General features: G+C 33.7%; 17 protein-coding genes. 6 read left to right on the plus strand and 11 right to left on the minus strand.

All coding sequences use genetic code 11. From position 1 onward, the window contains the following. Window positions 1-21: 21 nt before the first annotated feature. Together BJS11_RS05795 and glcP are read left to right on the plus strand one after the other, a co-directional pair. The gene (locus tag BJS11_RS05795; protein ID WP_069995581.1) at window positions 22-1,014 is read left to right on the plus strand and encodes an acrylyl-CoA reductase family protein; all 993 of its coding nucleotides are present in this window, start codon (window positions 22-24) and stop codon (window positions 1,012-1,014) included. A gap of 221 nt (window positions 1,015-1,235) precedes the next feature. Further along, window positions 1,236-2,600 carry a glucose transporter GlcP gene (glcP, locus tag BJS11_RS05800; RefSeq protein ID WP_069995580.1) on the plus strand — a complete coding sequence of 455 codons (1,365 nt, stop codon included), beginning with the start codon at window positions 1,236-1,238 and terminating at the stop codon, window positions 2,598-2,600. A gap of 48 nt (window positions 2,601-2,648) precedes the next feature. Here glcP and BJS11_RS05805 read toward each other — a convergent pair whose 3' ends face one another. Both BJS11_RS05805 and BJS11_RS05810 read right to left on the minus strand, forming a co-directional pair. Next, window positions 2,649-3,050 carry a GNAT family N-acetyltransferase gene (locus tag BJS11_RS05805; RefSeq protein ID WP_069995579.1) on the minus strand — a complete coding sequence of 134 codons (402 nt, stop codon included), beginning with the start codon at window positions 3,048-3,050 and terminating at the stop codon, window positions 2,649-2,651. Window positions 3,051-3,174: 124 nt separating this feature from the next. Next, the gene (locus tag BJS11_RS05810; protein ID WP_069995578.1) at window positions 3,175-4,206 is read right to left on the minus strand and encodes an NAD(P)/FAD-dependent oxidoreductase; all 1,032 of its coding nucleotides are present in this window, start codon (window positions 4,204-4,206) and stop codon (window positions 3,175-3,177) included. Window positions 4,207-4,324: 118 nt separating this feature from the next. On the opposite strand from BJS11_RS05810, the gene BJS11_RS05815 reads away from it, so the two are divergent. Then, entirely contained in the window at window positions 4,325-5,242 is a 918-nt protein-coding gene (locus BJS11_RS05815) for an ABC transporter substrate-binding protein (protein ID WP_069995577.1), read from the plus strand. A gap of 75 nt (window positions 5,243-5,317) precedes the next feature. Here BJS11_RS05815 and BJS11_RS05820 read toward each other — a convergent pair whose 3' ends face one another. From BJS11_RS05820 to BJS11_RS05850, 7 genes are all read right to left on the minus strand, one after another. Then, window positions 5,318-5,731, minus strand: coding sequence for a DUF2871 domain-containing protein (locus BJS11_RS05820; protein WP_069995576.1), 414 nt, complete (start codon window positions 5,729-5,731; stop codon window positions 5,318-5,320). 143 nt (window positions 5,732-5,874) lie between these two features. After that, a complete protein-coding gene (locus BJS11_RS05825; RefSeq protein WP_069995575.1) occupies window positions 5,875-7,344 on the minus strand; it encodes a Na+/H+ antiporter NhaC family protein in 1,470 nt (489 codons plus the stop codon). 123 nt (window positions 7,345-7,467) lie between these two features. Then, the gene (locus BJS11_RS05830; protein WP_069995574.1) at window positions 7,468-8,793 is read right to left on the minus strand and encodes an LLM class flavin-dependent oxidoreductase; all 1,326 of its coding nucleotides are present in this window, start codon (window positions 8,791-8,793) and stop codon (window positions 7,468-7,470) included. Beyond that, window positions 8,790-9,806 carry an MsnO8 family LLM class oxidoreductase gene (locus BJS11_RS05835; RefSeq protein WP_069995573.1) on the minus strand — a complete coding sequence of 339 codons (1,017 nt, stop codon included), beginning with the start codon at window positions 9,804-9,806 and terminating at the stop codon, window positions 8,790-8,792. Before BJS11_RS05835 ends, BJS11_RS05830 begins: the two co-directional genes overlap by 4 nt. Before the next feature lie 194 nt (window positions 9,807-10,000). After that, window positions 10,001-10,780 carry an SDR family NAD(P)-dependent oxidoreductase gene (locus tag BJS11_RS05840; RefSeq protein WP_069995572.1) on the minus strand — a complete coding sequence of 260 codons (780 nt, stop codon included), beginning with the start codon at window positions 10,778-10,780 and terminating at the stop codon, window positions 10,001-10,003. A 165-nt stretch (window positions 10,781-10,945) separates the two neighbouring features. After that, window positions 10,946-12,616: a Na/Pi cotransporter family protein gene (locus BJS11_RS05845; RefSeq protein WP_069995571.1), complete on the minus strand. Its 1,671-nt coding sequence runs from the start codon at window positions 12,614-12,616 to the stop codon at window positions 10,946-10,948. Between the two features lie 377 nt (window positions 12,617-12,993). Then, on the minus strand, window positions 12,994-14,283 hold the full coding sequence (locus BJS11_RS05850; RefSeq protein WP_069995570.1) for a YhgE/Pip domain-containing protein: 1,290 nt from the start codon (window positions 14,281-14,283) through the stop codon (window positions 12,994-12,996). Window positions 14,284-14,440: 157 nt separating this feature from the next. On the opposite strand from BJS11_RS05850, the gene BJS11_RS05855 reads away from it, so the two are divergent. Both BJS11_RS05855 and BJS11_RS05860 read left to right on the plus strand, forming a co-directional pair. Further along, window positions 14,441-15,046, plus strand: a complete 606-nt coding sequence (locus BJS11_RS05855) for a TetR/AcrR family transcriptional regulator (RefSeq protein ID WP_069995569.1) — start codon at window positions 14,441-14,443, stop codon at window positions 15,044-15,046. An 80-nt stretch (window positions 15,047-15,126) separates the two neighbouring features. Continuing rightward, on the plus strand, window positions 15,127-16,065 hold the full coding sequence (locus tag BJS11_RS05860) for a magnesium transporter CorA family protein (RefSeq protein WP_069995568.1): 939 nt from the start codon (window positions 15,127-15,129) through the stop codon (window positions 16,063-16,065). A gap of 74 nt (window positions 16,066-16,139) precedes the next feature. Here the strand turns inward: BJS11_RS05860 and BJS11_RS05865 are convergent, their stop codons facing one another. Together BJS11_RS05865 and BJS11_RS05870 are read right to left on the minus strand one after the other, a co-directional pair. Beyond that, window positions 16,140-17,582, minus strand: a complete 1,443-nt coding sequence (locus tag BJS11_RS05865) for a sucrose-specific PTS transporter subunit IIBC (protein WP_069995567.1) — start codon at window positions 17,580-17,582, stop codon at window positions 16,140-16,142. 126 nt (window positions 17,583-17,708) lie between these two features. After that, complete coding sequence (locus tag BJS11_RS05870) at window positions 17,709-18,281, minus strand: peptidoglycan recognition protein family protein (RefSeq protein WP_069995566.1); 573 nt, start codon at window positions 18,279-18,281, stop codon at window positions 17,709-17,711. Between the two features lie 229 nt (window positions 18,282-18,510). Here BJS11_RS05870 and rsp point away from each other — a divergent pair, with 229 nt between their 5' ends. Next, entirely contained in the window at window positions 18,511-20,616 is a 2,106-nt protein-coding gene (gene rsp / locus BJS11_RS05875; RefSeq protein WP_069995565.1) for an AraC family transcriptional regulator Rsp, read from the plus strand. The last annotated feature ends 20 nt before the right edge of the window (window positions 20,617-20,636 follow it).

A 20,636-nucleotide genomic window follows, 5' to 3' on the forward strand; every position in this document is an offset into this window, starting at 1 on the left:
ATAAGGGAGTGCCATAGGGCAATGACGAATACATTCAAAGCCTTTGTAGTCGAAGAACAAGACGACAAAGTAACACACCAATATAAAGACATGACTATAGATGATCTTCCTGAAGGCGAAGTACTGATTAAAGTAAAATATTCAGGTATTAACTATAAAGATGCACTTGCAACAGTAAAAGACTCTAAAATTGTAAAATCATATCCGATGGTACCTGGAATTGATTTAGCTGGCGTAGTTGAACATTCAGATACACACGCTTTCGATGAAGGTGACGAAGTTATTGTTACAGGCTATGACTTAGGGACAAGTCATTTCGGCGGTTTCAGTGAATATGCACGTGTCAAAGAAGAATGGGTTGTGCCATTACCTAAGGACTTAACATTCGAAGAAGCAATGATTTATGGTACAGCAGGTTATACTGCCGGCCTAGCCATTGAAAAATTAGAACATAATGGTCTATCAATCGAAAAAGCAGATGTACTCGTACGTGGTGCCTCAGGTGGTGTTGGTACATTAGCAGTAATGATGTTAGACAAAATTGGATTTGATGTCGTCGCAAGTACTGGTAAAACAGATGCAGAAGAACAACTGAAAGCTTTAGGTGCAAAAGAAGTAATTTCACGATTCACTGAAGTTGACGAAAGAGCATTAGGTAAGCGTACATGGCAAGGCGTCATCGATCCAGTGGGTGGCGAAAGTTTATCCCAAATCGTTAAACAGTTAGACTATAATGGCATCGTTGCCTTGATTGGTATGACTGCTGGTACTCAGTTTAAAAGCTCTGTATTCCCATTTATACTTAGAGGTGTGAGTATTATTGGTATCGATTCAGTTTATTCTGAAATGAAGCAACGTAAACAAATCTGGCGTCGCTTAGCGAAAGATTTAAAACCTGATGGATTACATGATATTAAACATGTAGTTAAATTTAATGACATCGAATCAAGTATCAACCAAGTACTAGAACATACTAATTCTGGTCGTTTTGTAATTGATTTTGAAGCAAAATAATGTACTGCCATATGACAATTCATATAAACCGAGATTAAGTATCGAACTTAATCTCGGTTTTTTAAACTTTAATTTAATATAGCTTATTTTCTTTTCAAAATGTATATAATTACATTCCATATAAATAGTTATTAATAAATAAAAAAGTTATACTTTAATATTTACAAGTAATATATGAAAGCGTATACTAATCATTATCGAATACCAACAGGAGGGTTATTATGGGAATTAAAGTAAATAAAAAGCTCATCTTTTTCCTAGGTGCTCTAGGTGGTTTACTCTATGGTTACGACATGGGAGTCATCTCAGGTGCCCTATTATTTATAAGAGATGATATACCTTTAAACAGCTATACAGAAGGTTTTGTTGTTTCATCTATGCTAATCGGTGCAATTTTAGGTTCCGGTGCTAGCGGCCCCTTATCCGATAGACTTGGACGTAGACGAGTCGTATTTATTATTGCCATTATCTATATCGTCGGTGCTTTAATATTAGCCTTAGCACCTACAATGCCAATATTAGTCTTAGGTCGACTTGTCATCGGTTTAGCTGTAGGTGGCTCTACTGCGATTGTACCAGTTTATTTATCTGAAATGGCACCAACTGAACAACGTGGTTCACTCAGCTCACTTAACCAATTAATGATTACGATTGGTATCTTATCTTCTTACTTAATCAACTTAGCATTCACACCTATTGAAGGTTGGAGATGGATGTTAGGACTTGCGATTGTACCATCATTGATTCTATTAGTTGGTGTTGCATTTATGCCTGAAAGTCCAAGATGGTTGCTTGAACATAGAAGTGAAAAAGCTGCACGTGATGTTATGAAATTAACATTTAAAGATTATGAAATAGACAAAGAAATTGCTGATATGAAAGAAATAAATCGTATTTCTGAAAGTACATGGAATGTACTCAAGTCTCCTTGGTTACGTCCAACATTGATTATTGGTTGTATTTTTGCGTTACTGCAACAAATTATAGGTATTAACGCCATTATTTACTACGCACCTACAATTTTTAGTAAAGCTGGTTTAGGTGACGCTACTTCAATTTTAGGTACAGTAGGTATTGGTACTGTCAATGTATTGATCACTATTGTCGCTATTATGATTATTGATAAAGTAGATCGTAAACGTTTATTAGTCATTGGTAATATTGGTATGGTTGCGTCATTACTCATTATGGCAGTACTAATTTGGACAATAGGTATCCAATCTTCTGCATGGATTATCGTAGCATGTCTAACACTATTCATTATTTTCTTTGGTTTCACTTGGGGACCCGTATTATGGGTAATGCTTCCAGAATTATTCCCAATGCGTGCACGTGGTGCTGCAACAGGCGCTGCTGCTTTAGTATTATCTATAGGAAGTTTACTTGTAGCACAATTCTTCCCAATTTTGACTGAAGTGTTATCAGTTGAACAAGTATTCTTAATCTTTGCGATTATTGGTATTTGTGCACTTGTCTTTGTCATTAAATACTTACCAGAGACTCGTGGCCGTAGTTTAGAAGAAATCGAAGCTGATTTACGTTCTAGAACAAATGCTACTGATGCCAATATTCATGAATCAAAATAATTCATATATTGAAAACAAAGAGTGAATCGCTCATGCGATTCACTCTTTTTAATATTTTCTATACATACCACATGAATGCGGTTCTGTAGTAATAAATCCATATTGAGCATATAATTGATCTGCAGGATAATCAGCTATCAAACTTATATAGGTTCCTTCTTCAGCCTCAGTTTCAATAAATGACATAATCTGTGACATTATTGTTTTACCATAACCTTGACCTTGATAGTCAGGGTGTACAGCGATATCTATAATTTGAAATGCTGTACCTCCATCTCCAATTACACGACCCATAGCGATAAGTGTTTGCGCATCATAAATCGCCACATCAAAACAGGCGTTATGAATCCCCTTCTCTGCCGCTGCTTGTGACTTCTCACTTAAGCCAGCAATTCTACGCATATTTCTATAATCTGATACACTTGGCGCTTTATGTTTGATCTCAATCATGGTACAAACCTCCAATTTCAAATGTTCTAATATCATCTTACCTTAAACTCATTTATAAATACATTAAAAATAAGCGGAGACAATCTTCATTTGTCCCCGCTCATTACTAACAATCATCTTATTTTTATAAATATTTTTTCATTACAACTTTATTTGATTCTTTAAAAATATCATTATGACTTGATACATAACCTTCAGGCTTAGCTTTTGGCTCAATGTATAATTTAGCCAAATTCGCCGCATTGGCTGCATCACTGAATGCACTTGCAATCAAATGTGCCTTAGCCTCATGATAAATAATGTCTCCGCAGGCATATAGCCCCTCAATACTTGTCGCAGTGTTACCAAAACCTTTAATACTATATTCATTAAACATGTCTACCTTCGTAGATGATTGATTTAACAACGTATTCTCTCTATCAAAACCGTGACTAATAACGACATCATCAAAGTGACGAACAGTCTGTTCACCCGTTTCAATATTTTCCAAGACAACTTGATCAATATTTGTTTGAGATTCATCGCCAATTAACTGGTGAATATGTGTGTTTGGTAACTTTTCAACTTCAAGTTGTTCTAATAAATTTCGCATTGCTTCATAACCTTTGATGTCTGCTTTACGGTATATCAACGTTACACTTTTAGCATAACCACTTAAATCATTCGCCCAGTCTAATGCAGAATTCCCACAACCTGAAATCAATACATCTTTATCTTTAAATTTCTTAAGGGATTGTACGACATAATGAAGATTTGTCAGTTTATAGCGTTCTGCATCTTTAATGTCTAATTGTTTAGGATTAATAATGCCGCCACCAATCGCAATAATCACTGCTTTAGATTCAAATACATGACCTTGGTCCGTCTCTACTTCAAAGTGCTGCTCCGCAATTTTTCTAATATCCACGACGCGCTCATTTAAATTCACTTCAGGATTAAAATGCAAGCCTTGTTTCACAGTATCTTCAATCACTTCATAACACGGCTTTGGTGCTAAACCACCAATATCCCAAATGATTTTTTCGGGATAAACATGCATTTTCCCACCAAGTTTATCTTGAACATCTATAATTCGTACGTTCATACCTCTTAGTCCCGAATAAAAACTTGCAAATAAACCAGCAGGGCCACCACCGATTATAATAACGTCATCCATTTTGCTTCCTCCCAAAAATAAGACTTGTCTCTTATTTCCATTATGCTATAATTGATAACGATTATCAATGAAAAGGTAATTTTTTTAAAAAAATTAACTAGCAGAGGAGTTACAACAATTGAAAAAATTATTATTTTTAGTTTTATGTTTATTATTATTTGTAGGCGCTTGTAGCAACGATAAATCAAGCAATAATGATTCAAAATCTGATGACAATGGTCAAAAAGTTTTTAAAGATGATACAAATAAGAAAGTTGAGATTCCAAAAGATCCAAAACGTATCGTCGTTTTGCACCCTACATATGTTGGTGCGCTTGTTAAATTTGATCACAAACCAGTTGCAGTACCTAAATTTGTTGAACAGAACAAAGTATTAAATGATGCCACAAAAGGCGTAAAACGTATCGACAATACAAGTATTGAGCAAGTTACAACTCAAAAACCTGATTTAATTATTACGACTGTACAAGATAAAAATATTAAAAAATTACAAAAAATTGCACCAACAATTGCCTTTGACTCAGAAAAGTCTAATTATAAAGATCATACATTGAAACTCGCAGAAGTTGTTGGCGAAAAAGATAAAGCACAACAATGGATTAAACAATGGGATAAACAAATGGCAAAAGATAAAAAAGCATTAGCACCTGTCATTAAAGGCAAATCAATCTCAGTCGTACAACAAACACCCAAAGGAACGATGGCTTTTAGCAATCACTTAGGCCGTGGTACAGAAATTTTCTATGATGGCTATGGTATGAAACAACCTGAAGCACTCGCGAAAGCTACAAAAGATAAATTTGCTACACCATTGAGCCCAGAGAAATTCACAGAGTACATTGGTGATTATGCAGTTGTTGCTACGAATGGTAATAAAGAAGCAGATTTTGAATCTACAAATTACTGGAAAAATCTCCCAGCAGTAAAAAATAACAATGTTATTAAATTTGATGTTTCAGAAACACAATATAACGATCCAATTTCACTAGAAAAACAACGTGATATTTTCTATAATGCTTTAAAAGCTAAAAAATAAAAATCAACAAAAAATGCAATAACAAAAAAATCGAGAAGCTAAGATAACATTTACATGTCTCAGCGTCTCGATTTTTTAATTTCTTGGGTTTTTAATAATGGCGTTTCTTAATAAAAAGAATAATAAAATAAATCCTACGGTTAACGTAGTATGTCCAATACCTGCAAACCCTGCAAATGATTCAGGAACTTTCAGCCCTATAACTTGATATGTTCCTTTTGTAAACATCATACCTATTGTTGTTAGTACTCCAATATTATAAATGATGAAGAACCAATTAAATAAATAATAGCTATCTAATTTAAATATTTTGACTGTTGGTAACAAAATAAGATGCATAAACATACCTAATATCAGTGTATGTGTGTGTACGACAACAAGTTGTGTATCTCCAGTAAAGTGATGTGCTAGCGTTAACTCACGATAGTAGAAACCACTTAATAATCCTAAAATAGTATAAATTAAAAAAGCATAAAGTACTCTACGCATAGATAATCCTCCTCAAGCATATTATAGGACATTTGTGAAGAAATTACAGTGACAATTCTTCAAACTATCCACTTGTTTTTAATTCGAAGATCAATCTCTAACCTATGCAATAGACACATATCTAATGTTCATTCTACTATTATTTATATACCGCCTGACCATCCAGTCACAGTAAATATATACAGTAAGATGGCTCCTACCAATATCCACAGTACAAAGAGTGGCAACATAAATTTAATCCAAGACCCGAAATTTGCTTTCGCTATAGCGATTGCCCCGATGGTAGCTCCAAGTGTTGGTGTCATTAAATTCCCTAAACCTCCACCAAACGATAATGACGTCAATAGTATTTGGTCATTCACACCTAGCGTTTCAGTCACAGGTTGTAATATTGGAATCATCACACTCATAAGTCCTGACCCTGAAGGAACTAAGAAATTAAATACTAATGCCACTAAAAACACTATAATGGACACCAATCCAGAAGGCGCTCCATCTAGTTGTGTTGTCAGTACGTGAACAATTGTACTTAGTATTTGCCCTTTTTCTAAAATAACACTAATTGTATTAGCCATAATTATAGCAAATGCCACAACCAACATTGGCTTAGCACCGTCTAAAAAGCCATCTACCATGTCGCTTGGCGTTTTACTTTTTATCATATAAGCCAATACAAAACTAATACCAAAGACTGTAATAAAGACACCGTTGCCATATTTCTCAGTCCATTTAAACAAACCATTACCAAGTGCTAAAATAATTGGTGTTAAAACGACTAATAACACTACACTATAATCTCTCCAATTGACTTGACGTTCTTCAATAGTAATGTCTTGTGAAGACATATTCCTAATATCTAACTGCCATGCACGTGTATTCATCAAACTACGATTCGGATCTTTAATCACCCTTTTGGCATACCATACCACGTAGAGAAGCGTTACTACGAAAAAGACACCATACATAATCGCTCTTCCACCATAGCCTGAATAAAGTGCTACATCTGGATAAACAATTTGCCCAATTTTGTCCATACCTGAGGGTGAAACTGAAAATGCCATATAAAGTGGTAAAAACGTAATTGCTAGAGCCATGAGCGGGTCTAATTTTAATCGATGAACTAGAATGACGCCTAATGTGACAAAGACAATCATTTGGTCACCACCGACAAAAAATCCTATAAAGGCCATCAGTGAAAATAAACCTATAACTAAGGGCAATGCCCCTGCAGATTCAAATCTATAAATCATATAATTAGTTAGTTTCTTAACAGAATCTAGTTGTAGAATACCTCCCATTGCACCACCTATAAATAGTAACAGTGTCACTGTTTGCGCAGATTTTATACCACCATTAAGTATTAATGTAATTGCATAAATAGGATTCACTGGATTCTGTGTAATCGAATGATATGTGTCTTGGACAATTGCACCGGATTTATCAGTATTAAAAGTGCCCGCTGGAATGACATATGTCAAAAAACAAGCAAACATCATCATCATCAACATGATTAGTAATACATGGGGTAATTGAAACTTTTTCTTGTCTTGTACGATTACTTCATTTGTCGTTTGACTGACATGTCTATATGGTGTTGTACTTGATTCTGACATAGTGATCCACTCCTTTTTAATAAAAAAATAGACACAACGCTATTGATTTTAGTTGTGCCTATCAACCTGAGTTCTGTTACTTTGCTGTATGCATGGGTCTGAGAAATTAGTTATGTCCTCGACTCAATGAATACTTTGTTTACTATACCTATTTTCTTTATACGGTATTCCCATATGTTGCCTTAACGTCGTACCTTGATAGCCCGTATCATAGTAACCTTTGGCTTCTAAAATAGGTAAAACTTCATTTAAAAAATCATCGTAAACCGTGCCATATATATGTGGTCCGAATATAAACCCATCTGCTGCACCATCTTCAAACCATTCAATCAATAAATTTGCAACGGTTTCATAAGTACCAGTGAATGGTGAACGACGTACAGTTTCTTCAAGTGCTACTTCTCTTAACGTTAAATGCTTTTCTTTTGCACGTATTGCTATGGCATCTACAGTTGCGCGGAAACTATTTTGCCCAATATTACCTAAATCGGGGAATGGTGCGTCTAAATCATATTGACTAAAGTCATGATGATCATAATATCTTCCTAAATAATCCAAGGCTTCTTCAATATTCGTTAGTGCTTTGATTTCTTCATATTGTCGTTCAACTGCTTCTTCAGTCTTAGCAATAATCGGTGCTAAAATGGGATAAACTTTAATATCATTTGGATTACGCCCCTGTTCGATTGCTTGCTGCTTAATACTGTCATAGTTGCGTATTGCAGCGTCTTTGTCTTCACCTAGTGTAAAAATTGCATCTGCATATTTGGCAGCATATGCTTGTCCTTTAGGTGATGCACCCGCTTGAAATATAACAGGTTGTCCTTGTTCAGACCGACCGGCATTTAAAGGACCCTTAACTTGAAAATATTTCCCTTCATAGTTTAAGGTGTGCATTTTTGCTCTATCCAAATATCTACCATTGGTTTTATCAAACGTAAATGCATCATCTTCATATGAATCCCATAGACCTTGAACGACTTGTAAATGTTCTTCTGCAATATCGTATCTGACATCGTGTTCTGGATGATTCCCTTTACTATAATTATCTGCACTGCCTTCTAATGGTGAGGTCACTACATTCCACCCTGCACGGCCATGACTAAGTCTATCGATAGTTGCCAATTGTCTTGCTACTGTATATGGTTCACTATATGAAGTCGATATCGTGCCAACAAGACCTATGTGTTGTGTCACAGGTGCAAGTGCTGCTAATAGCGTCAATGGTTCATGTCTATCTAAAAAATGAGGAATAGATTTCTCATGAATATATAATCCATCTGCTACAAATACAAAACTGAAACCTGCTTGTTCGGCACGTTTGGCAATATTAAGTTGAAATTCAAAATTCGTACTGGCATCATTCGGAACTTGATCTGATTTCCATGCATTCATATGACTACCTGGTCCATTCAACATGATGCCAAAGTCTAATTTTTGCTGGCTCATACAATCCCCACTTTCTTGTTATATATTTCTGTAGCTGGCGCAAGTTGTTCTACTGTTTTCACTCTAAGTGCGTGGTTAGCAACTGGCATATGAATCATAAATTCATCGATGGCTCCATCCCTATTTAATTGATTCAATTCCGACTTAATTGTCTCAACATCGCCACTTAATACTTCCGTTTGATTTGCTGTCACTTGAAATTGTTCAGGACTTTGCACTTTAAAATCATCAAGTTGTTCTTTCGTATTCACGGTTATCTTTCTACCATCATCAAAGTGCAATGCATAATTCGTGCGTCCCGCTTCAACCATTCGTCTTTCATCTTCATTGTCTGTTATAACTGTTGCTACAGTTACAATCACTCGCCCCTCAGGATATTCTGATTTATACTTGCGAATCGCTTTATGCAAGATTTCTTTATCTGAATTTATAAAATATGCAAATACAAAACCTACTTTTTCTTTAGCAGCTAAAATCGCTGAGCTTTCACTTGCACCTAACAGAAACACTTCTGGTCTTGACACTTCATCAGCACGAATTGCAGTTTGCAGGTTGTGATAATCTTCATCCTTTTGAAAATCATGTCGATTAAAACGATTCAACAACTGAAATTTTTCTTCAAATGCTAAAGGTGGCGATTTAAGTTCTGACTGTAATGTTTGCGTTGCTAATCGGAATCCCCCTGGCGCCTTCCCAATACCTAAATCCACACGGTTTGGCGCGATTTGGCTCATAAAATGAAATTGTTCAATCACTTTAAATGGACTATAGTGTTGCAACATTACACCGCCAGAACCAATTCGTATATGCTGCGTTTGATTTAGTAAATGTGTTACTAAAATTTCAGGACTAGTACCTACTACCTCTGGAATATTATGATGTTCTGACACAAAAAAGCGTTTATAATTTAATCGATCCGCTAATTGTGCTAACGCTACTGTACGCGAAATGCCATCCCTTACACGCTCATCTTTTGCTATTGGGCTTTGATCCAAAATACTCATCGATGTCATTTGAAATCCCCCTCGTTTTAATTTTCTGAAAATTATATTAAATGTAATACTATGCGTGATTTTAATTTTTGTCAAGTATTCTTATCGTTTTACTAAGGATTAATATAATAAAAAAGCTTACATGCATAGAATCACCTATGCACATAAGTTAAATTGGATTTATTTTAGATTTAATCTTTAGTATACCTACTCAATTATAGTGCTGTATAGCCACCATCAATTGTGACTACACTACCTGTAACAAATGACGAAGCATCTGATGCCAAGTAAAGTGCTGCACCTTGTAATTCTTCAGGTACACCAGGTCTACCTAACGGGGTAAACTTCATCCATGTGTCTATCATGTCGCCACCTTGTGCAAAATAATCTTTTGTCAATTCTGTTTTCATATAACCAGGTGCAATCGTATTTACACGAATACCGTGTTCAGCCCACTCACTTGCTAAACTTTTCGTAAACATAATAACTGCACCCTTAGAAGTATTATAAGCCGCCTGTGGTTGTGGCGTATTCACAATAATGCCTGACATAGAAGAAGTGTTTATGATTGACCCCTTCTGCTGTTTAATCATCACTTTGCCAACTTCTTGTGATACGAGAACCATGCTATTTATATTCACATCCATATTTTTAACCCAACGATCGTATGGCATGTCCTCAAATTTAACGTGTTCATTGATTCCTGCATTATTAAATAAAATATCAATGCGTCCGAATGTTTCCATCACTTCTGCAACCATCTGTGAAACATCTTGTTGACTTGTGACATCTACTTTGCATGCTAATGCTTTGTTCCCTGTTTCTGTTTCAAATTCAGCTGCTGTTTCTTGTGCTAAAGCTAGATTAATATCTGCTATAACTAAGTGTGCACCTGCTTCTGCAAGTCCTTTACCCATTGCTTTACCAAGACCTGATGCACCACCAGTTACAATAGCAACCTGTCCATCTAACTTGAACTTATCTAAGACACTCATCTTTGTGACCTCCATTTTTGATTATGCTACTAACAATTGTAAAATAAATATTTTAATAACGATAGCGAAAACGCTTACTCTTATGATTTTCTTTTACATAAAAAATGCACAGGCATTCAGACAACAAATATTGCCTGAACCTCTGTGCCCCAGTTTACACCATACTTAATATGACCAATTTACTGGTGTTTCTTCATCTTCATCTTCATCAGTTTCTATTTCATCAATATCAATCATTGATTCCGAAATATTTCTTGAATGATAACCAATTCTTTCAAGTATTGCAATCATATCTAAATATAGTAATCCACCTTCTGGCGTACATTCTCCAGAACTTAATCGTTTAATATGTTTTTTTCTTAAATCATGCTCTAAACGATACGATTCATTACTTATTTTTACAATTTCATCACGTTTCATTCGGTCATATACATCAAACATATCAATTGTTTTATCAAATGACGTAGTGACATGATCGTATAGTCGATTAATACTCACTTCTGCTTTTTCTGAAATTTGAATTTGACTCGTCTGTTCTTTCTTCTTATCCAATAAATAAGCTTCTGACAAACCTGCTACTTTTAAAATTGTGCGATTAACGTCTTGTAACACTGACATTCTTTCTGCATCTTTTTGAGATAATTTCTTTTCAGATATCTTAGTTAAATATTGACGCACATTGTCATACATATTATCAATTGCTGCGTGTTTATGGATGATTTCTCTTTCTTTTTTATCATCGTAACTGTTCACACTTTTAAGCATTGCGAAGGTCATATGACCAATGTTTTGTATTTCTTCTTGTGCTTCTTGTAAAGCAATACTTGGTGCTCTGTTAATTAAGTTTTTATCTAACGTTCTTGGTTTATATTTTTCATTTAAATCTTCACCTGGAACAATCTTCGTAACGATCCATGCTAAGACAAAAATAAATGGTAATTGGATCAATGTATTAGTGATGTTAAATGTTCCGTGAGCAAATGCTATAACCATTTCTGGTTTCAAGTTTAAAACACCTTGCATCCATTCTATAACCATTTGATAAACCGGTAATATGATTAAGAATATCGTTGCGCCTATTACATTAAACATAACGTGAACAGCCGCAACACGTTTTGCTGCAAGTGATCCTGCCAAGCTCGCCAATACTGCTGTAATTGTAGTACCTATATTGTCACCTAAAAGTACTGGTAATGCACCATGTAAGCTAATTAAATCGTTAGCGAAGAACCCTTGTAAAATACCGATTGTCGCACTTGAACTTTGAATGATAACCGTTAGTATCGTACCTGCCGCTAATCCATAAATCGGATTAGATGACATGTCTAGCATTATTTGTTTAAATCCTTCCAAATCAGCTAAAGGTTTCACAGCACCACTCATAAGCTCTAAACCATAGAACAATGCACCAAAACCAAATAGAATCATACCTACATTCTTAACTTTACGTTTTTGAATAAAGAAGATTAAAAATGCACCAACCGCTAAAATAGGGAGCGCATACGCACCAACGTCTATACCTATAATAAATGCTGTAACCGTCGTACCTATATTGGCACCCATGACTACCCCAATAGCTTGTCTCATTGTCATAAACCCTGCACTTACGAGTCCGATGGTAATAACTGTCGTCCCCGAACTACTTTGAATCAAAATTGTTACAATCATACCTGCAAGTACACCCATAATTGGATTACTTGTAAACGTATTTAAGATGTTTCTAAGACGATCGCCGGCAGCTGCCTGTAATCCATCGCCCATTTGCTTAATTCCGTATAAAAATATACCTAGTCCACCGATAAAAGTGAATATTATCTCCATTACAGAAGAATCCATTGTTACACCTCTTTAAATTATTTGTAAACTATGTGAATTGTACCTTATTTTTGTTAAGTTATTGTTAATTTAACATTAAAATGTCAAAGCAATTACTAAATAAAGTTGTAATATGATTGCAAAATTATAAATACTTCTCATAGATGCTGTCACAACAGACTTCTAAACAATATATAAACGATTAACTTTTATGCTATAAATTTTAAATTGCTTATCATTTACTAGACTTTACAAATTTCTAATCTTAAATTATATTTCTTTACTAATATTTATATACTATTATGCTATTCAATGATCATAAGCGATTGATTTTCACACAAAAAAAGCACCTAGCAGTATAAAAACATGCTAGATGCTTGAACTCATATTATTTAATTTTAAGATGGTACTTCTGTACGTTTATCACTATGTTTTCTTACCATAGCTGCTGTTATTGCTGAAACAATACCAAAGAGAATAAATCCAACAAACATCCACATTGTCGCATTCATTTCTAATGGTTGATTCATATATAATAATTCTCTGAGATATTCACCGTAATGTGTAAACGGATTCCAGCTTACGATATAATCTTGATAAAATTTTGGCAACATTTGTTTCGGGAACATCACTAATTGCATACTAAAGAACATAGCAATAAAGAAGATTGGTATTGATTTCATGCCTAACCATGTCATAACACCTAAAATCAATCCTATAAAACCAAGTAAAGCAATTGAAACAAAGAGACCAATTTTATTGATATCCGGGAAATCAAAGCCTTGTACTCCTGACATGAAGTATACATATCCAAAGCCACCGATAAATGCTGTAACAACAGCGATTGCCAATTGTCCTAATGACGCAATGATACGTTGAGATCGTTGAATATTATCAGATGTTCTAAATGCAAAGAATAATAATATAGACGCCACAATAGAACTGACCCATACAGGCATAAACATTAAGAATGATGCATTACCATTACCTTGATGATCCTTAACTTTATTCACTTTATGTTCTGAAACATTAACTGGCTGTGTAATACCTTTAATATCACTTGCGCTGACCTTCACATCTTGCTTCTCTAATGAAGTTAAACTCTGATCCATTATTTGCTGATTTAATTTGTCCCCCATACCTTTTAAGACTTGTGTTGCAATTTGGGACGCTTGCATATTTGCACCATTATTTATCAACGTTTTAAATGAAGCACGTTGCACTTTGATGTCTTGTGAACCACCTGCTTTAGCCATTTTAGCCTGCATTTGCTGCGCTTGCTCTGGTGGAATTTCACCAGATTTTACCTTATCCTGCATTTCTGATTTTTTACTATCCATAACGACTTTTTGCGTTTTGCTCATCGCATGTTTTGAAAAGTCTTTTTCAAATATTGCCGTACCATAATATTTTTGTTCATCCAAACCTTTGCGTGCTTCTTGTTCACTACCTACTTTGACCCATTTGATAGTATCACTATCGCTATCTAATAACTTATCCTCTAATTTCTTGCCAATATTCACATCTTTATTTTGAATTTTTGTACCATCATCATGGTTAACAATTGCAATTGGTAATGCTTTAGGTTTAGGGTTATATGCTGGGTAAAATGCAATTGAAAAAATTGCAAGTACGATTAAAATTGCGATTGGTGCAATCCATAATAGTTTACTTTTGAAAATATTCATTACTTATCCTCCTTATTGAACACTTTGTTGATTATTATCTACTTTGTTTATTATAATGAGAATAATTCAAGAAACAATACGCAATGATAATCATATTGTTCTTTTAACGACATATGAATATGATTTGTCCATTAATTTACGAAAGGAGTTAATAATTATGGTAGAAGATCGTCGCGTACGAAAAACAAAACGAGCAATCAAACATGCATTTATACAATTATTATCAGACAAAGATTTAGATAAAATTACTATTCAGGATATTACGTCATTTGCAGATATTAATAGAGGTACTTTTTATTTGCATTATGAAGATAAATATCTCTTATTATCAGATATGGAGGATGAATATATAGCCGGTTTAGCTGATGAAATCCAATTTTATAAAGTCATAATGGAAGATTTAAATATTGAGGATTTTGCCAAAAATTTTTCGGAGCATGTGTTGAAAAGCATTATTTTACATATTTATCATAATATTGATTTTTATCAAATAATCTTTAATTTAGAGCGTAAAAGTCATATTGAAGAAAAAATTTCTGAACTAATGTATGAAAATATGGCCAAAAATGTGAGTAATATAAATAGTATCTCTGGTATTCCGTTAGATTATTTTCATAGTTATGTATATGGTGCTACAATTTCATTCATAAAACATTGGGTGAGAGACCCAAATAGAATGGAACCAGATGTCGTTGTTGATTATTTATTTAAGATTATTTTCAACGGTCCCCTACGTCTCATGGCTAATGCACAACTAAAGTGATATAGTAATAGAATCCTTGTCAATATTACATTTCTTCGCTAATATATGTAAGAGTTTCTAAGAAAGGACAACGTTATATTATGATAACTGCATATAAACATGGACAAAACCACGAAATTATTGAATCTGAATTAAATCAAAGCGCATCTTGGATTAATGTCGTTGATCCGAATTGGGAAGAAATCGAAACTTTAATTGAGCGTTATAATATTCCTGAAGATTTCATTCGAGATCCTCTCGATTCTGAAGAAAGTGCGCGTGTTGAATATGATGAGGATACTGGTTATTCACTCATCATCATTGACTTACCTGTCGTTAATAATCGAAATTTAAAAGTATTATCTTTTATTACTATTCCTTTAGGGATTATTATTGGTAATAAAAAAATTATGACTGTGTGCGAGGTTGAAAACGAATTTCTAGATAATTTTACGCGTCAAAACATAAATCTGCATTTTCACAGTCGTTTTGCATTAAATATCTTGCTAACAATTTCAAATCACTATAATAGAAATTTAAGATTACTTAATAAAACACGTTTACGTATTGAACGTGAATTGAAAAATAATGTTACAAACAAACAATTATATAATTTAATGGAAGTAGAAAAGAGTTTAGTGTACTTTTTAGCAGCGTTAAAAGGCAACGAAAGTATTGTTAAAAAATTATTCCGCTTGCCTGCAATTAAACGCTTTGATGAAGATGAAGATATTTTAGAAGATTTAGTGATAGAAAACAACCAAGCGTTAGAAACGACGCGTCTTTACACAGACATCCTAGAAAGTATCACAACTTCTTATGCATCATTACTATCTAATGAAATGAATAACACAATGAAAACATTGACCTTGTTCACAGTATTTCTGACGTTGCCGACCTTAGTATTCAGCTTTTTCGGTATGAATGTCCCCTTACCTATAGACGATCACAGCTATATATCTTGGCTTATTGTTATTGGCATATCACTCGTTATTGTTTCTATAGTAGGTGCATTTTTATGGAGAAAACAAAAATTGTGAAGGTGCATTAAAAAAGCACAATCTTAAAAAATTTTAAGATTGTGCTTTTTTATTCGAATAATAACTCAATTTATTTATTTAGCAATTTCCTTGTTGCTTTTTCGATATGACAAAGCGTAAGTTACGCCAAATGCTACAACGAATGCTATGAGCATGCCAATACCATAATGTAGCCATCCATGATTTTGACCACTAATTGAAATAAAACCAGGGATACCTGCTGTACCTAAAGCAATTGCTTTAACTTTAAAGAATGAAATATACGCTGCACCAATACCTGAGCCTATAATTGCACCAATGAATGGATATCTTAGTTTTAAATTCACACCAAACATTGCTGGTTCAGTGATACCTAACAATGCTGAAATACCAGCTGCAGATGCAACACCTTTAAGTTTTTTATTTTCCTTAACTATGAAGAAAGCGGCTAATGCTGCTGCACCTTGTGCAATATTAGACATCGTTGCAATGGGGAAGATAAATGACCCACCCGTAGATGAACTATCCGCGATAAGTTGTGTTTCTATTGCAATAAAACTATGATGCATACCTGTAATAACGATTGGTGCATAAAGCAACCCAAAGATGAGTCCACCTATCGCACCGCCAAACTCGTATAACCATGTTAAGCCATCTGAAAGCCAATAGCCTAGCGTACGTGTAATTGGCCCTACAAATGAAAATGTTATAAATGCTGTGACTAAAATAGATAATAACGGCGTTAATAAATTATCTAATACTGTTGGCACTACTTTACGTAATGCTTTTTCAATCGTTGCTAATATATATGCAGCAACTAACATTGGCAGTACTTGCCCTTGATAACCAACTTGATTGATATTTAATCCAAATATATTCCAATGGGGTATAGCTTTACCTTGTTCTAAAGCTTTTGGATAGTCATATGCACTCATTAAATCTGGATGCACTAAGATCATACCTAATGCAGCACCAAGAAATGCATTACCTCCAAAACGTTTCGCTGCACTAAATCCTATTAAAATAGGAAGCAAGGTAAACGGCGCATTTGCAAAAATGTTAATCATTTCTGCTAAACCTTTGAACTGATCATGCACATCGATTAATGATTGTCCATCGTAAAAAATACCTGGAGCCGTCAAGATATTGTTAATTCCCATTAATAAACCACCTGCAACAATCGCTGGTATAATAGGAACAAATATATCTGATAACATCTTCACAAATCTCTGGAACGGATTCATATGTTTATTTCCTTGTGCCTTCACTTCAGATGTCGTAGAGGCTTCCTTACCTGTAATTTGCTCTAATTCGTAAAAAACTTTATTTACCGTGCCAGAACCAATAATGATTTGATACTGACCTCCAGTAGAGAACGTGCCTTTGACAACATCCATTTTCTCAAGTGCTGCTTCATCAACGATACTTTCGTCTTTTAAGACAAGTCTTAATCGAGTAGCACAATGAGCCATTGCGTCTACATTTTCTTCTCCTCCGATTGCTTGTAATATCTCTTCTGCTGATTTTTTATAATTCATTTACTTTCCTCCTATTCAACGGAACCGGTACCAAAATACTCAACACCATTATTGTAACCGGTTCCATTTAAGAACGCAATCTTATTTTCTAATTATTTTTACTTATACGATGGCTTATCCCTATTATTATCCAAGAACGATTAATTCTTCTTCTGTAAATAAATCATAAGCTCTTATTTTTTCTATAAAATAGTCTTGTAATTTTTGCATATTTTGTTGATTGGTTGGTGCATTTTTCAAATGAATCTCCCAAGCCCTAGCAGGACACTCTGTATCATAGAACATTTTATGCAATTTTACAGTTTCTCTATTGACTGGCAACTTATATTTTTGTAATAACATTGCAGCAATTTTAAAACTTGCTTCTTCATTCTCCATAAAGTCTTCATCAGATAAGATTCCGCCTATTTTCGACTGACATCTTTCAATACCAATATAATGCGCATTCGCAAATGTATGACCACAATGCCATTCTATATTCTGAGATGGATGAAACCAATAACATGTATTTTTATCAACATAGACACAGGCCCACCCTTTTTCTAGTTCACCACGCGCTATTCTATTTTGTAACCATTCAATATAATCTTTTGCAGCATAATTTTCTGCATCGTCATGCAATACTACCCCGAGCACTTCAGTTTTAAGCTCAGTGATTATTTCAAATTGGCTATAAAATTTCGAATAAATATGTTCCATATATTGCTCCTTTACAAATTTACTATTTGTTTTAAAAATTAAGTACTTTCATATAGAAATTTATCTCATCTTTTTTTGATTGATTTTGCAAAATTTAATTTTAAGCATTAAAACACTTTATAGAATATAAAAATATTTATATTTAAAGTATTAAACTTCACATTTTTTTGTAATATAATGAAAATTAAACAATGCATCATTTCAAATTATTTTCAGGAGTTGCTTCTTAATGGACAATACGCTTTTATGTATTCATGAATATTTGAATACACCAACACGACGCTCTATTGACCAAGTCAAACTTTTCTTTTCATTAAATAACCAATTAGAACTTACCATAAATGGTAGACATATATCAGCTGGTAGCCGAATGCTCATCGTGAATCACTGCGACTTATACCTTATTTCACATGCTGAGCAACTTGTAGAAATGAGTATTCCAGTTAAGTTGTTTACCAAGATGGATAAAAACTTTTTCAATTGTTACTATAATTCAAAATTAATAAATTCTGATACTTACTTGAAGTATCAAATTTTAACGATGATTCAGCAATTAAGTCAGTATGATAACATAGACGCAACTCAGGTTTCTGAAACTATTACAATACTTAACAAGGAAGCTAAAGTTGAATGTGACTATGCGTATATCCCATCCGTTGATTCTGAAAATACACTATTAAATAAAATTACAACATTTATAAAAGCGCACATTACTAAGCCTTTATTATCCAAGGATGTATCTCGTACATTTTATATTTCCGCTCCCTACATTTCTATTTTATTCAAAAAATATTTAGGCATGAGTTTCAAACATTATATTACTAGTCTTAAAATCGCATTATCGCTTGAAGAATTAGTTCAAAATAGACAAACAATCTATTTCATCTCAGAACAATATGGTTTTAATCATTATTCTAATTATACTCACCAGTTCAAACAATTTTTAAACACAACACCTAATGAATTTAGAAAAGCATTTCAAACAAAGCATCCTCTGCGTGTCACTTTAATTAACAGTGACATAAGTGACTACCAAGTTTATTTAAATCAATTAACATCGAGTAAACCACAAACAATTAACCAATATACTATAGACTTAAGTAAACTTACTTTTAATGGTACTACAAAGGCGCCCACGCTCTTTATACACGTAGATAATTTAATGGACATTGTTCAATCTGATTTAAATCCTAAACTTAATTTCAAGGATTTAACAAAGGTATATATTTTAATTAACAATAGTCGAAAGCTGGCACTAGAAAGTTTGAGTTTAACTGGTATGATTGATTTTATAGATACGCTTTTTTCTAATTATGTTGGAATTGCAATCAGAATTAAATCTGTATCACAATTTGATAGTATCGAAGCAACAATCTTACAATTTTTAAAATACAAATCCGAATATACACAACAAAAGAGAGCGTATAACTTCCTTATCTTGCTTGATGCCATGCATATTTCATTAACTGATATTAACCGCTTATATATCCGCGTAAAAAACTTAAACGTCAATTTAAATATCGAAGTAGGCATCACCGTGGAAGGTGTTATCGAGCAATCACACAACTTAAAAAATGCCTATAATCTCTTACACAGATTGCATTTTGATTATTACTTCTTAGATATTGAACAAGAAACAGTCCGTACATCACTAAATAAAAAAGATAATCATTTTCACAATGATATGAGTTATTTTGATTACTATAATAAAGTTATAGAAGATGCGCAAATTGACAATACAAAATGTGTATATACAAAACTTAGCAAACAAGGATTCAATTCGTATGATAGAACACAGCCTCTAAATATGAATGATTTAATGTGTCATATGCTCATTATGTTGAATCATGGATGTGGCGTTGGATATGAGTTAATACGAAAGGAAGAATCTGACATCGCACTCATGAATAGTCATGGTATATTCGAACCGTTAATGTACTTATATCAATTTGTCAGACCTTTTCTTGATATGCATGTAGCAATAGGAGAAAACTATATTGTATATAAAGAACAACGAACCTTACATTTATTACTATTCAATGCTATACATCAAATATTACCTACAGATGATGTGCAACACTATATACTTAAAGAGGATGTATTACCTTCAGATATAACTTTATTTATTCAAACATTGAATAGAGAGCATGGTTTTATAGATTATGCATTACCCGCTTCATTTAATAACACATATATTGATCGATCACTACTAAGATATATTGAACAATCTACAATTCCTAAAGCAGAAATAAGACATCACTCTCGTTCGGAAACGCCATTACACTTCAAATTACACTATGATGAAATTAAATATATACGCATTTTACCGACGTAATTAATACTCTTTTTATAATA

Source organism: Staphylococcus caeli (assembly GCF_900097965.1).
Lineage (GTDB): Bacteria > Bacillota > Bacilli > Staphylococcales > Staphylococcaceae > Staphylococcus > Staphylococcus caeli.